Consider the following 14,142-nt stretch of genomic DNA (forward strand, 5'->3'; position numbering starts at 1 on the left):
CTGATGAGGTAACAGTACTACACAACCAACACGAAAATTGAAAAATATAGAATAATTTATTGATTTTAAAATTTTTTCATAAATCCTCATAAAAAACAGTTCAATTAAAAATACATTATCCCTATTGTTCAAGGTTTATTTTCAACAAGCATTTATCTCGCCCTTTTATTTGACAATAAAAAAATCAATTTGCTTATTTTTCTTAATATTTTCTTAATGATTTTTAGTTATTATTTTGCACAGTTTGTATCTAGATATGGTGAAAGTTATGGCGAAAATAATCCTGGTGTATGCTAATTGTGTTAATTCAACTGCCAAAGGTGATTTTGCTCTGGCTGGGCAGATTGCTAAAGATTTAGTTAGAGAAAAAACTTCTGATGATATCGATGTGGTTTTAACCTCTACTTTGGATGGAGTCGCAAGATTTGAAAGCCTTTATGGCAAAGCAGTTGATGGTCGTGTAATGATTGAAGGAACCAGTGTAGGCTTATGTGCCTTGGAATTATTTGACTCGGTAGATAATGAAGTGGTCGCTTTCATTGAAGCAAACCGATGCAAATACGCGCCAAGTGATATTCTGAAGAGAGTTCTCTCTCCTGACAGCAAGTTTTTATTTATTGGAGCTGCTAACCAAAAGGCAATAGCAAAAGGCGATAAATATACTAAATCCTGGCTGTATATAAGCCATAAAGGTGATCAGCCTAATGTTTATGAGCATTTTGACGAAGACGATTCTCTAATACAAAGTGTTGGTTTAGGTGATGATCGATTAGGATTACCATCCTTGCCAAAAGTCGATGAATTACCCAAGATGAACTCCACACAATCACAAAAAATACCAAGTGGAGAGTATGGGTTTATGTATCTTGCCGCTGTACATGGGATTGATGACGTTTATTTGATGAATCAATACATGTCTTTAACTGGGATGGGGCAATATGTCTTGGTGGGTGAATACGCCAAACAATCAAAAGAAGTTCAAATGGCTCTGCATAGTTTACAGTACAAAGGCAGTTCGGTATCACTAACGGTGCCTCAGATTTTCTTCCATGATTCGGTCGATAATTGTTTAATGCGAAACATGGTTTCAAAGTCTTCTGGTCCTTTGGTTGTTTCCACAGGGGTTATGAGTTCTATTGAGGCGATGCAGGATGGTAAATTAACGTATTATCAGACAATGTCTAATAATACCCAATTCGTGGCTTCTTATTTAATCGCAGTGAAATCGATTTGCTCCAGTGATACAACACTATTTGGTTCCATGCCGAAATTAATTATCGACTTGTCCAATTTGCTTTTTGCAGAAAAACCATTGAAAGAAAGCCAAGTAAATGAAATTAAAACTTTACTGAGCATGTCTTCGGTTACCAGTCGTTTGGGTGAAATGAATAAAAGAATTATTGCAAAAGCAAATGGGACTGTTGCTGGTGAGCTTTTAAGCTTTATTGGAAAACCTAAAACGACGCAATCACATAAACAATGCATTAGCGTTTGCATGTCCCTTCGCAAGAGTGGTGAAACTACGTCACCCATTTTTGATCAAGCATTACGTAGAGCAGCAGCTTGGGGTCGCTTGTTTGAATTGAAAGTGTTGATTGCATCAATGTCAACTTCCGATTTAAATAAAAAAGATAAAACAGGTAATCAATACACAGCACTTCATTGGGCTGTGATGCAGGGGCATTTAGATTGCGCAAGATTATTAGTGAAATCTGGCGCCTCTGTCGATATTCAAGACAAGTCTGGTAAATCGCCTTTACACTATGCGATTAAAAGAGGAGATAAAGAAACCATTAAATTATTGGTTCAAGCAGGAGCTTCTTTGGAAATTATGGATGATTCAGGGGCAAAACCTTGTGATGGTTCAGAGTCTTGGGTTCCTGAGTATATTAAATCCTGTTATGAGAAAAGTGGCCACAATAAATCCAGTAGCTTATTTTAAATTAGTCTTAATGACAGATTTGTAACCTTGAATTACCCGGAGATGAAATCCATGATCCGGGTAATTTTTTATTATTTAAAAGCGTGGATGATTTTATTTGCTTTTCTGGTATTACCCAGTTTTTTGAAGAAAATTTAACCCCGGCCCCCCTCGACTTATTTTATGGGTTAATTTTATACTGAATTCATTATGGATAGCATCTGGTTCAAGGGATATGATTTTTGTTCTAATTTGTATCGTTTTAGTTTGTGGTTTGGTCGTGTATCAACTCATGCCCAAGTTCCTTTCGTATTCTCCTTCTCTTATCTCAAAAAATCGAGATTCCAGGGAGTTAACTCATGATGGTATTACTGATGTCTTAACTCAACTCGGTCATCCCAAATTTGAGGGAGTCTGTTATGGCTTCACTCTCAATTGGGCATTGGCGGTGGCTCAGGGTAAAGAATCTTTTTTTTACCGCCAATTACATCATTTACGGATCCATCAGTTTGATTTACCAAAAACGTTACAACAAATTGCAGACAAGAAAGAAAGTAAACAATCATTAAGCAACGATGAGACGGTCATTGAAACTTTGCCTCAGTTAGGAAAGAAAATTTGTATTGCTCAAGATCCCTTACAATATAAAGAGAAATACAAAAAGCTGGTATGGCAGCCTGATATTAACTCCATTTTGAAAGCCATTAATGCTGATTCTTCTATTGCAAAGCACATTTTTTATAAAACACATAGTTTTTTAAACCAGGATGAAGCAACAGAGTATCTTGAATTATTAAAAAGAACAGGTATTAGAGAAGATGTTGCAGTAATTATCAGTACTGCGGATCACGCTATGGGGTTTAAACTGGCGGGTAATGTCTGGCGGTTTATTAACATCAATGATTTATACCAACAAGACAAAAGTAAACCTTACTTTGAATTCTCATCCCGAAACCTGATTAAAGAGTTGTATCGTGCGTGTGCCGAGAACCTTCAGGGAAGTCGATTGACCGTGAATACCGATTTTATTTCCATTCATCCTGAAGAAAAACTGTCAAGAGTATTGCAGAATGTATTTCCTGTGTTTCCAGTCAGAACCAAAACATCTTATCCTGAACGATTGGCTTTTTTTTCCATGGCAGCTACCCAGGGTGATATGAATTCAGTAAAAAAGTGTATTCACTCTGGGTGGTCAATTTTTTCTCGACAACGATTAAGTGATGATTCACCTATCCTAACAGCCATCTATTTAGGAAGAAGAGACGTAGTACGTGCCATGCTGAGTACTTCTCGACATAGAGTTAACCAAAAGCGTAAAAACGATTCTTCTACTTTGCTCCATGTTGCCTGTCGGTATGGCGGTAGTGGTATAGTCGAAGATCTGTTGAACATACGTGGAATTAAAATTGATCCCCAAGACAGCAAGGGACGGACACCACTCATGTACGCCTGTAAAAAATCTGTGGTGACAGATGATAGAAAATTATTTAATTTATTGTTAGCAAAAGGTGCTTCGCTTTCTATTAAAGATAATGACGGTTTGACGGCACTTGATCATGCTCTAAAAAACGAGCATACCCTTGCAATCCACATGATTGAGGAGAGATTGGAAAAAGAAGCTTGTATGCAGGGGAACTCAACCCCTAGTCGATTTAAATTTTCTGAGACTAAAGGTACTTTGTTCCAGAGAGGAGTAAAAGCTATTCCCTATCACTCACAACAACCTGGCTTTAGTATGAAGTAGGAGAATAAAATTTTTTTAACACGCTAATCTTTCTGTCTCGACCTTGGGGTTTGGCGTCCAATTAGTAAATAAACCACTTAATGTGCATTATAAAAATTCTTGTTATTAATTTTATATACAGAATACTGGTTTTTCATGACATAACATCATATGATGTTTTCGCATCGGACCTGTACTGATATGAAAATTCTCAACATCTGTTGAAGCAATTTTATAGGTCAGTATATTAAGGGGTATATTTGGTTATTTTTTATTCGATTATTAAGGTTTCCTTAAGCTTATTTCTTTATAATAAACTTTTGATTCCAAATAGTCCTCACTGAAGGAATACAATGAGCAATAAAAAACATTCTCTCACTATATTTAGCTTGACTATGATTACCGTTGGCTCTGTGGACAGTATCCGTAACTTGCCAGCTACTGCATTATTTGGGAGTCAATTGATTTTTTATTTTATTCTGGGTGCCTTATTCTTCCTTATCCCAACCGCATTGGTTTCGGCAGAGTTAGCCTCTGGATGGGCCAGGCAGGGTGGAGTTTATATCTGGGTTAAAGAAGCTTTTGGGAAAAAATCAGGTTTTTTGGCCATTTGGCTGCAATGGATAGAAAATGTGATTTGGTATCCCACGATTTTATCTTTTGTTGCAGGAACAATAGGTTATCTTATTAATCCCTCTTTAACTACCAATCCTTATTTTCTTTGGGCCGTCATTGTCAGTTGTTTTTGGGGAGCAACCATTGTGAATTTGCGTGGCATGAAATCATCGGCTATGTTCAGTAATATTTGCTCTTTAGCAGGATTATTATTACCCATGTCCTTGATCATTGGTTTGGGTGCGGTTTGGATAGTTCAAGGTAACCCGTTACAAATCAGTTTTGACATGCCAAGTATTGTTCCTCATCTATCAGATAAGGGCATGTGGGTTTCATTAACCGCCATCATATTGTCGTTTTGCGGGATAGAAATTGCTACGGTTCATGCCAATGACGTTAAGGATCCCCAGCATGCTTTTCCTAAAGCCCTGGTTTATTCTGTAGGGATCATTCTGAGTACTTTGATTTTAGGTTCATTAGCGATTGCGGTAGTGCTTCCACAAAAGGATATCAATCTGGTTGCCGGGATTATGCAAGCCTTTTCTGCCTTTTTCCTGAAATATCACATGGATTGGATGATGCCCGTGGTGGCTGTAATGTTGGTTCTGGGTGGGCTTGGTGGTGTGAGCAATTGGATCATTGCCCCTACCAAAGGTCTGTTAGTTGCTGCAGAAGAAGGGAATTTACCCGAGGTATTTCAGCGTACTAATGGAAAAGGTGCTCCAGCTATGATGCTATACACCCAGGCAACCATAGTCACAGTATTATCGGCTTTATTTTTATTTATGCCCAGTGTCAATGGCTCCTACTGGCTCTTAACGGCATTGGCGGCTCAATTATACATGCTGATGTATTTGATCATGTTTGTTGCTGCAATTAAATTGCGCATAAGCCAACCATACCATCCCAGACCTTTTAAAATTCCAGGTGGTATGGCAGGAATGTTGTTTGTAGCAGGTATAGGCATCATTGGAGTGGTTACCACTTTAGCTGTTAGCTTTATTCCTCCAGAGGGGATTAATGTCGGCAGTGCAACACGCTATGAACTGACTTTGATTATTGGTTTGTTGCTCATGTGCGCACCACCTTTTATAACCAGTTGGTTGCAATCCAAAGAGGCGGATTTGGAACCTGCTGTTTAATTTAACAGGACAGGTTAATTTTAATAACCCTAGTTGTTTATGTAATTTTCAAAAGATGGGCTATATTGACGAATTGTTGGCAGAGCTATCTGCACGATTGCCAGAGTTGGAGTGGAAGATCAATGGATTGAGTTCTTCTATTTCAATTCATAATTTGCCCAAAGGCATATTCTCTTCCGTTATAGAATTCAATGGGCCTGCCTGTATCAGAGAAATCAGGGATGATATTCACGCTTTACAGAAGCATAAGGATGAATCAATTGCATGCTTTTTGGCAGAGCGTATTCAGAAAAAAATTAATGTCTTGGTCATTTTATGTCAAATGGACAAGAAGAATAATAAATCAGAAACAAGAGTTACTTTTGATTTGACAACACTTAGTACAAGACAACAATGGATTGAAACCATGGAAAGGAATATCTGTGCCCTTGAAGAACAATATCAAGCCATGAGAAAAACTTTGGAACAAATGAAGTCTTGCTCTAATCCTGCAACCATTTTGCATTTACAAACCGAATTAGGGAATGTTGAAAAAAGACTTACCCTGGCTAAGGAAACGCTCAATCGGGCGATATCCTCTTAAATTAACGTGGGTTATCGATAAGGATTATATAAGAAGCAGTCGATATCCAGGGCCTGTTCGTGCTGAGGCATCGTCTCGAAGCCTTGGCACGAAACATTAAAATCCATACAAGGCTTCGAGACGGCATAAGCCCGAACGATTCAAGAGAACGACCTATCTTATTCATCACTCACCTTAAATTAAAGAATACATCTTTTGCATCCCAATATTATGCTGTAAATTAGAGGCGCTTGAAAAAATTATAAAAAGGAAGGAGTAGGCTCATGTCAGATAAGTTTTCACATATTACAAAAGATATTACTACACAATTAGCTAAATTTCGCAAAGAGATGCCAGAGTTAATGACAGGCTTTTCTTCTTTAGCGCAAGCTGCGACTAAAGACGGTGCCCTGGATAAAAAAACCAAGGAGTTAATCGCTATGGCGTTGGCCGTGGCAAAGCAATGTCCCGGATGCATAGGATTTCATTCACAGACTTTAGTGAAACTGCAGGCCTCAAGAGAAGAGTTATTAGAAACATTGGGTATGGCGGTTTATATGGGGGGCGGCCCATCATTAATGTATGCCGCAGAGGCGTTGGAAGCTTTTGAGGAGTTTAGTAAGTAATTATCAAGACGTTAAGTCGCGCTTAAGCAACACTAAAATCAGTAAAAAAACCAGCAAGGCAGAGTTTTTGTAAGCATTGGCAAAGCAATTCAAAGTGCTTTGCGCTCTGCCAAGTTTGCTTTGCTGTTTCCGCAATAAGAATTTTAAGAAAAAGAAGATGTTTGTAGAAAAAATTCTGGGGGGATTTACCACAGAGGAAACTACTGAGGTGACAATAGGGAAGCCACATGTTGTATTTGTTTTTCTTGAGGGGTCGGCTCACAAGGATATTTCTTGCTAAGTCCTAATAAAGCCACTTGGGAAACAGTCATTTTATCTTTGTCGCTTTGTTGACTGGATATTTCTTTATAAGTTTGTTGAATAAGCTCGTTCATGACGAAAGAATTAAGTTGTACACCTTGCGGCAAGCAAAAAATAGGTTTGCCGTGTGTTTTTGCAGCCTCATTCGCCTGGATTAATGTTTCAGCAATACTTTCACTGGTAATGGTGAGTACGTGACGTGCCGATCTGGCCCAGGCTTGAGCTTGAGGGTCTGCTTTCATTTCCATTTGCGGAATATTGTTAGCAATATTCATATAATTATTTATTGTATCGGCCTGTAAATATCCGCTGACAAGAATTAAACTGATAAACAAAAGACGCATTTTAAATCCTCAAGATCCTTAATTATTATTTAGTAAATAATATTTGCTCGGGTTATCTGGACATTCGTGCGGTCCACATTCCAAGAATGTACTGATTCCATTGGCAAGAATCAAGATAAAAAACATCCATATCATTACTTTTACCGACTTGCTTCCTACTTTATAATCTGGCATGAAACCCTTATCAAGGATTAAAGCCCCAGCAATCAACAAGATAATGATTAAAAATATGATTGCAGACCAAGTATAAAGATGTAAACCAAAAAAGAGGCCGCCATAACCAGTATCACCTGGGGTTAAATGAATATACATTTGCCGAACTGATATAGACAATCCCAAAAGACTTGCCAAAAGCATCAGCCCGTAGTGTGAGGCTCTAATACCCAACATTAAATTCATAACAAAACACAGACCTACTGCAACAAAGCAGATTCTTTGCAAAATGCATATAGGACAAGGTAGTTCATAAAAGATGAATTGATCCAGGAAGGCCAGGAGCAAAAGGCAACAAATTATCAATAATCCTGACGTATTCCCGAAAAGATGCCATTGCATTTGTCTGTTCATAGATTCACCAGATGGCTGTGATAATTGAAGCTGATTAGTATAAGAAATAAACTGAAAAGAAATTGGAATATTATGGTTTTATTCGGTTTATATAAAATTTGTAATCCTATTATGAAATAAAGTAAAAACAGCACTATCATCATGATCATCACCATCCCTTTTGAGGGTTACAACAAAAGTATAGATAGTTTATTAAGCAATTACGAAGTTTTATTAGGGTACTGTCAATTGATCAGGGTTTACGAAAAGCTCCTAATCTGGTTGTTAAAAAAAAATTTTAATTCGCTCATTTATTTTATCTAATTCCCTAATTAAAATCATTTTTTACTTTGATCTTGGAGTTTTTCACAAGCCCTGTCGATGCTTGCTGCGAGAGTTTTCCGTTGTTTGTCGTCTCGTGACTTAGGCAGAGATTTCCTGAAGGTCATTTTGAATTAGCGCCGAGAACTCGGTTTATCTTGTCAACAACTGAAATGACTCTTTAAAAATATCTCAGTATTTCAGCTAGGACCATGTCTCTCGACAAGAATTGATTAAAAACTAAAAAGTTAAATCCCATGAGGTTGAATCAATCCCAATTTGAATGCAATAAATAAAAAAACAAATAAAGATAATGAAATTGCAATGCGTACGGTGAGGGCTTTGACTGTACGTTTTGATTTATCAGTGTCTTTGACCAGGTAAAAGAGCCCACTCGCTAAAGAGGCTACAATAAGAATCATGACAAAGATGATGAAGATTTTGGTGAACATTTGTTATACTCCTGACATTGCTAGCTTCAGGGGAATGTTAGCTAACTAAATGAGTAGTTGATAAAAGATGCCTAGTTTAACCTGTTTTAATTTTCGTTTCACCTCAAATTGGCCAATGCTTTTTCTTGCGGCCTTTTGCTTTTTTTTATTCATTAGTCTTGGGTTTTGGCAAATACACAGAGCTGATGAAAAAACTAAAATGATAACCGCACAACAGGCGCTGGCAAAACAGGAGCCAATAATTTGGAAACCAGGGCAAAAATTGCCAGAGCAATATCAAAGAATTAGCCTTGAAGGAATTTTTCTACCAAAGTTATTTTTGCTTGATAATCAACATTACCAGCATCAGTTTGGTTATGACGTAGTTTCTCCTATGCTTCTTGATGATGATTCCATCGTTATGGTGGATAGAGGATGGGTTTCTGGAGACATCACTCGACGCACTTTTCCTGATGTTCAGACACCCCATAAGAAGTTTAAACTATTTGGCATGGTTTATTTTCCAAGTAAAAAACAATGGGTATTAGGGCCAAGTTTTGAAGAAAAAGAAAATAAGGTGACCATTCTTGAACTCATTGATGAAGAAATACTGAAACAACTTTTGCAAAAAAAGGTCTATCCGTTTATTATTCGCCTCGACAAGGATGAGCCTTTTGGTTTTATACGAGAATGGGAGATAGTATCCATGCCCCCGCAAAGGCATTTTGCTTATGCAATACAGTGGTTTGCCATGGCATTGGTTATTCTGATTATATTCGTGATTTTTAATTTGAAGAAAAATGAAAAAACACTATAAATACATGACATTATTACTCTTGGTAGTGATTTTTGCTGCACCAGGAATAACAGCTTATTTGTTTTATAAACATCCTTCCTGGCTTGGAACTTCTAAAGTGAATAAAGGGATTTTGCTTTCTCCCCCGATAGCACTAAAACCATTAGATAGCAATGCAAAATGGCGCATTATCTATTGGAATCCTAATGGTTGTGACAAGACTTGTCTTAAGCAGCTTAATATGTTGGGAAGAGTTCGCCTTTCATTTGGGAGAAAATTGTATCAGGTGGATGAATGGTTACTCCTAAGTAACAAAGACTCGTTGATTGCAGAGGAATTAAAACCTATTTTAAAAGAGCAAGATATCCATGTTGCTGCCTTATCATTAACTGAAATGTCCAAGTTGGCGACTTTATATCCTGAAGCCAAAATTTTTATAGCAAACCCGGATAATTACCTCATACTGAGCTATCAACCAGGTTGTAACCCCGGCGATATATATAAAGATTTGAAGCTTTTACTCAATACAACTGAAATTAAGAGCGGGTAAATTGATGTCTAATAGTTCAATACGATTGGCAGCGACTCTCGCTGTTTTTTTGGCTTTTTTTGTCGTTATGTTAGGTGCTTATACTCGTTTAACGGATGCGGGGTTAGGTTGCCCGGATTGGCCTGGTTGTTATGGTCACATGGTTCTTCCAGGAGCAGATAAAGGTTTGCAAGAAGCGCAATCACAATATCCGGATCTTCCTATTGAATCCAGAAAGGCCTGGACTGAAATGGCTCATCGTTATGTGGCAGGAACCTTAGCCTTGTTGATTTTTTTCATTGCTTTCCTGGTATGGTTCAAGCGTCGTCAGGATCAAGATTTACCCTGGCATCTTCCTTTGGCTTTGTTCATGTTGGTGGTATTTCAGGCGGCATTGGGAATGTGGACTGTTACTTTAAAATTACTGCCTGTAGTAGTCATGGGACATCTGCTAGGCGGCATGTTAATCGTTGCCTGTTTGTGTCGTTTTCGTTTGCAGATAACTCCGCTAAACGGCGAAAATTTACCTAAATGGCGACCTTGGTTGCGTTTGGGAGTTGTTATTATTTTGTTGCAAATTGCTTTAGGCGGTTGGGTAAGTGCCAATTATGCGGGTATTTCATGTATTGGTTTTCCATTATGTAACGGAGTCTGGTTTCCTGAATTGCATTTTGCAAAAGGATTTAATTTATTTTCTGCGATAGGCGCAAATTACCAAGGCGGTGTACTCGAGAATGAAGTTCGGGTCAGCATTCAATTTATTCATAGAATCGGCGCTATATTGACTGCCACTTATATACTGGCTCTTTCATTAATAATCGTGTTCAAAACCCATTCAATTTATTTAAGAGCAACAGCTATTATCATGGCTATGTTAGTATTGCTTCAATTCACTTTAGGAATAATGAATGTGATTCATCTATTACCGCTCAAGATCGCAGTCGCTCATAATGGTGTAGCCGCATTATTATTAGCGGCGGCATTTTGTTCTTTGCATTTTACACAAGAAAGGGAGGTTGGCCATGCGTACTGAATACGCGGCTCGATTCCCTGTGGACTGGCGTGATTACATGGAATTGTGTAAGCCACGCGTTGTATTGCTCATGCTACTCACGGTAATTGTAGGAATGTATTTAGCAGCCCCTGGCTGGGTGAGCTTGCAGTTAATCGTTTTTACTTTACTGGGTATAGGATTGTGTGCTGGAAGCGCCGCTACAATTAACCATTTGGTAGACAGGCATATTGATTCGATTATGGCCAGAACAAAAAAAAGGCCAGTTGCTTATGGGCGAGTCTCAGTAAAGCAAGCCTTATGGTTTGCAGTCATTATCGGGACAACGGGATTAAGTTTTCTCATCCTGTTTGTGAATCAATTAACAGCATTACTTACCTTTGTAACACTGATTGGTTACGCTGGTGTTTACACGGGTTATTTAAAACGAGCTACTTCACAGAATATTGTTATTGGGGGATTAGCCGGAGCTGCGCCTCCCTTATTGGGGTGGACTGCGGTTACTGATCAATTGGATCCTCAGGCCTTGTTATTAGTATTGATTATATTTACATGGACACCCCCTCATTTTTGGGCCTTGGCAATTTATCGGTATAAGGAATACCAAGATGCTGAAATTCCTATGCTACCGGTGACACATGGTATTCAATTCACAAAATTAAATATTTATCTGTATACGGTTTTATTGCTGGTAGTTAGTCTTTTGCCTTTTGTTGTGAGTATGAGTGGCTGGATTTATTTGCTGGGCGCTTTAGTTTTGGGCATCAGATTTTTAGTTTGGGCACATAAGTTGTATTTTACTGATAAACCAGTCGTTGCTATGCAAACATTTCGATTTTCTATTCTGTACCTGATGCTGTTGTTTGTCTTTTTATTAGTAGATCACTATTTTTAAGGGGTTAGAATGAACGTAAAGATAAAAGGGGGCGCTGTAACAATCACTGTATTGGCCCTGATCAGTTTATTGGCGGGTATTTATATTTCTCAAAATTTTCATTTTAAAAAGAAGATCAATGTGGTGGATTTTCATGGAACTTATCTTGAAAATCCAAGAACGGTTAACCATTTTAGTTTAACAGGCACAGATCAGAAGGTTTTCAATAACACAAGCTTGCAGGGTCGATGGACTTTAGTATTTTTTGGGTTTACCAATTGTGGTTATCTATGCCCAACTACTATGGCAGAACTTGGAAAAATGTACCGAATTCTGGAAAAGAAAGGAGTAAAAAACTTACCTCAAGTTGTGATGATATCTATTGATCCTCAAAGAGACAGTCTTGATAAATTGGGCAGTTATGTCACTTCATTCCATAAATCATTTTATGGTGCAAGAGGCGAGGAAAATTCAATTAAATCAATGACTCAAGAAATGGGCATTGCTTATGCAAAAGTTGCCAACAAAGAGAGTTCGGAGCCTCAAAATTATGATATACAGCATAGTGGGGCAGTCATGCTATTTAATCCTCAAGGTGAGTTAAATGCATTTTTTACAACACCACATCATGCAGATCTTTTGGCTAAGGATTATATCTTATTGGTATCTTAACCTGTAAGTTGATGGTTTACCCCTGCAAGAGCAACTGTCAGACGGAACTTTATTTATTTATTTATGTCAAAGGACTCTGTATAGAATGCATTAGTTAATTAATTGACTGCTGCATGAATTCAAAAATTATTCTCCGGTCAGATACAACAGGGAGGATAATTTGCGATTTTTAATCTAGGCTTTAAGTATGGGTTGTTGACATTTCATTTATCTTGGCTTAAAACCCGCGATTTTTTATATGTGGCTGCTTTTTATCATTTCAGAGCAGTTCTGTTGTGATGCTTAAAATTTGCGTTATTTAACAGAGAAGTAGGTAAATTAGTTTGGATTGTTCAGATTGAAGTATGAAATTACTGAGGAAAGTTTAATTCATGAAAATTGCGATATTGGCAACTAACCCCCATTTGTATTCTCATAAGCGTTTAAAGGCGGAGGCGGAAGCTGCGGGGCATGAGGTTAAAATTATTAACCCTTTATATTGTTATATGAACGTGGCTGCTTCTAATCCTAAGGTACATTATCGAGGTGGGGCACCTTTGCCGCATTTTGATGCCGTTATTCCAAGAATTGGTGCATCCATTACGTATTATGGTACGGCAGTATTGCGTCATATGGAAACAATGGGTATGTACACTCTTAATGAATCCATCGCTATCTCACGCTCCAGGGATAAATTTCGCTCTTTGCAATTGTTGGCACGCAAAGGAATTCCTATGCCGTTAACCAGTTTTGCCCAGTCTCCTGATGATACGGAAGATTTGATTCATATGGTTGGTGGGGCTCCTCTGGTCATAAAATTATTGGAAGGAACACAAGGCAAAGGAGTCATCCTTGCTGACAGTCATCAATCAGCTGTAAGCATCATCAATGCATTTAAAGAAATGCATGCCAATATTTTGGTTCAGGAATTCATTGAAGAATCCCGAGGTACGGATATTCGTTGTTTTGTCATAGGAGAAAAAGTGGTTGCCGCAGTTAAACGGCAAGCCAAGGATGGGGAGTTTCGTGCAAACGTCCATCAAGGAGGAAAAGCAGTGAAAGTCAAACTCTCCCCACAAGAACGGGCAATCGCTGTTAGTGCCGCAAAAACAATGGGATTAAGAGTTGCTGGAGTAGATCTGATTCGCTCAAATCATGGTCCATTAGTGCTGGAAATTAACTCTTCTCCAGGGCTTGAAGGTATAGAAAAAGCAACTAATATTAATTTGGCAGGAAAAATCATTGAGTACATTGAGAAAAAGGCGAAGCCAATCAGTTCCAATCACAGGTTTCATGGATAATTTTTAATGTGCTCCTGATTTAGAGTCACTCTTGCCAATTAGCCAATCCGCGTTGACTTCCAGTTCCTGAGCTAATGTTTTTAATACAGCCTCATCAGGGCTTGTAATTCCATTAAGCAAAGCTTCTGCTTTAAATTTTGGAATTTTAATGAGTTTAGAAAGTATCTCAATTCGTTCTGCCGCAGCCTCCGGTACTCCAATATTATCCAGTTCTCTATTCAGTCGTTCTGAAAATCTCTTGTTAAGCATGAGGGGCTCCTAATCAAAGGGATTTTTTACTAACATGTACTTATTTCATATAGCATAAAAATGAAGTTTTGCAATTTTGAGACAAAGATCGCTTACACGAGGATTTTTTTAATCCCTGCTGCTTTTAATTCACTTCAATTTAGTTTGATTGATTAAATAGGTAACGAACCTGATGGAATAAGTGAAAAAAAGCAATTTT

Annotated in this window: 16 protein-coding genes; 11 read left to right on the top strand and 5 right to left on the bottom strand. The window is 38.0% G+C overall.

Going from position 1 to position 14,142, the window contains the following annotated elements:
• The first annotated feature begins 235 nt into the window (after positions 1 to 235).
• The 5 genes from ankY to OQJ02_RS02070 all read left to right on the top strand — a co-directional run bounded on the left by ankY (position 236) and on the right by OQJ02_RS02070 (position 6,589).
• Positions 236 to 1,942 carry a Dot/Icm T4SS effector AnkY/LegA9 gene (gene ankY, locus OQJ02_RS02050; protein ID WP_027228933.1) on the top strand — a complete coding sequence of 569 codons (1,707 nt, stop codon included), beginning with the start codon at positions 236 to 238 and terminating at the stop codon, positions 1,940 to 1,942.
• Between the two features lie 178 nt (positions 1,943 to 2,120).
• Complete coding sequence (gene ankG / locus OQJ02_RS02055) at positions 2,121 to 3,665, top strand: Dot/Icm T4SS effector AnkG/AnkZ/LegA7 (protein ID WP_265719783.1); 1,545 nt, start codon at positions 2,121 to 2,123, stop codon at positions 3,663 to 3,665.
• Positions 3,666 to 3,997: 332 nt separating this feature from the next.
• The gene (locus tag OQJ02_RS02060) at positions 3,998 to 5,401 is read left to right on the top strand and encodes an amino acid permease (protein ID WP_265717654.1); all 1,404 of its coding nucleotides are present in this window, start codon (positions 3,998 to 4,000) and stop codon (positions 5,399 to 5,401) included.
• On the top strand, positions 5,391 to 5,984 hold the full coding sequence (locus OQJ02_RS02065; protein ID WP_265719784.1) for a hypothetical protein: 594 nt from the start codon (positions 5,391 to 5,393) through the stop codon (positions 5,982 to 5,984). Before OQJ02_RS02060 ends, OQJ02_RS02065 begins: the two co-directional genes overlap by 11 nt.
• Positions 5,985 to 6,247: 263 nt before the next feature.
• Complete coding sequence (locus tag OQJ02_RS02070) at positions 6,248 to 6,589, top strand: carboxymuconolactone decarboxylase family protein (RefSeq protein ID WP_027223484.1); 342 nt, start codon at positions 6,248 to 6,250, stop codon at positions 6,587 to 6,589.
• Positions 6,590 to 6,789: 200 nt separating this feature from the next.
• Here the strand turns inward: OQJ02_RS02070 and OQJ02_RS02075 are convergent, their stop codons facing one another.
• The 4 genes from OQJ02_RS02075 to OQJ02_RS02085 form a co-directional block, all read right to left on the bottom strand.
• Complete coding sequence (locus OQJ02_RS02075) at positions 6,790 to 7,233, bottom strand: phosphatase (protein WP_265717655.1); 444 nt, start codon at positions 7,231 to 7,233, stop codon at positions 6,790 to 6,792.
• 18 nt (positions 7,234 to 7,251) lie between these two features.
• A complete protein-coding gene (locus OQJ02_RS02080; protein ID WP_265717656.1) occupies positions 7,252 to 7,800 on the bottom strand; it encodes a disulfide bond formation protein B in 549 nt (182 codons plus the stop codon).
• Entirely contained in the window at positions 7,797 to 7,955 is a 159-nt protein-coding gene (locus OQJ02_RS15445; RefSeq protein ID WP_416209881.1) for a DUF5993 family protein, read from the bottom strand. The genes OQJ02_RS02080 and OQJ02_RS15445 overlap by 4 nt, the downstream gene beginning before the upstream one ends.
• A gap of 393 nt (positions 7,956 to 8,348) precedes the next feature.
• A complete protein-coding gene (locus OQJ02_RS02085) occupies positions 8,349 to 8,552 on the bottom strand; it encodes a twin transmembrane helix small protein (RefSeq protein WP_011213058.1) in 204 nt (67 codons plus the stop codon).
• Positions 8,553 to 8,619: 67 nt separating this feature from the next.
• Between OQJ02_RS02085 and OQJ02_RS02090 the strand changes: the two genes are divergently transcribed.
• From OQJ02_RS02090 to rimK, 6 genes are all read left to right on the top strand, one after another.
• Positions 8,620 to 9,348, top strand: coding sequence for an SURF1 family protein (locus OQJ02_RS02090; RefSeq protein ID WP_265717657.1), 729 nt, complete (start codon positions 8,620 to 8,622; stop codon positions 9,346 to 9,348).
• Positions 9,332 to 9,877 carry a hypothetical protein gene (locus OQJ02_RS02095; RefSeq protein WP_265717658.1) on the top strand — a complete coding sequence of 182 codons (546 nt, stop codon included), beginning with the start codon at positions 9,332 to 9,334 and terminating at the stop codon, positions 9,875 to 9,877. The genes OQJ02_RS02090 and OQJ02_RS02095 overlap by 17 nt, the downstream gene beginning before the upstream one ends.
• A gap of 4 nt (positions 9,878 to 9,881) precedes the next feature.
• Positions 9,882 to 10,889: a COX15/CtaA family protein gene (locus OQJ02_RS02100; protein WP_265717659.1), complete on the top strand. Its 1,008-nt coding sequence runs from the start codon at positions 9,882 to 9,884 to the stop codon at positions 10,887 to 10,889.
• Positions 10,879 to 11,763, top strand: coding sequence for a heme o synthase (gene cyoE, locus OQJ02_RS02105; protein WP_265717660.1), 885 nt, complete (start codon positions 10,879 to 10,881; stop codon positions 11,761 to 11,763). The genes OQJ02_RS02100 and cyoE overlap by 11 nt, the downstream gene beginning before the upstream one ends.
• Before the next feature lie 9 nt (positions 11,764 to 11,772).
• Complete coding sequence (locus OQJ02_RS02110; protein ID WP_265717661.1) at positions 11,773 to 12,414, top strand: SCO family protein; 642 nt, start codon at positions 11,773 to 11,775, stop codon at positions 12,412 to 12,414.
• A gap of 371 nt (positions 12,415 to 12,785) precedes the next feature.
• Positions 12,786 to 13,694 (top strand): 30S ribosomal protein S6--L-glutamate ligase, encoded by a 909-nt coding sequence (rimK, locus tag OQJ02_RS02115; RefSeq protein WP_010946163.1) that lies wholly within the window; start codon positions 12,786 to 12,788, stop codon positions 13,692 to 13,694.
• A 3-nt stretch (positions 13,695 to 13,697) separates the two neighbouring features.
• Here rimK and OQJ02_RS02120 read toward each other — a convergent pair whose 3' ends face one another.
• Complete coding sequence (locus OQJ02_RS02120) at positions 13,698 to 13,943, bottom strand: hypothetical protein (protein ID WP_265717662.1); 246 nt, start codon at positions 13,941 to 13,943, stop codon at positions 13,698 to 13,700.
• Positions 13,944 to 14,142: the final 199 nt, after the last annotated feature.

The organism is Legionella sp. PATHC032 (assembly GCF_026191185.1).
Taxonomy (GTDB): Bacteria; Pseudomonadota; Gammaproteobacteria; order Legionellales; family Legionellaceae; genus Legionella.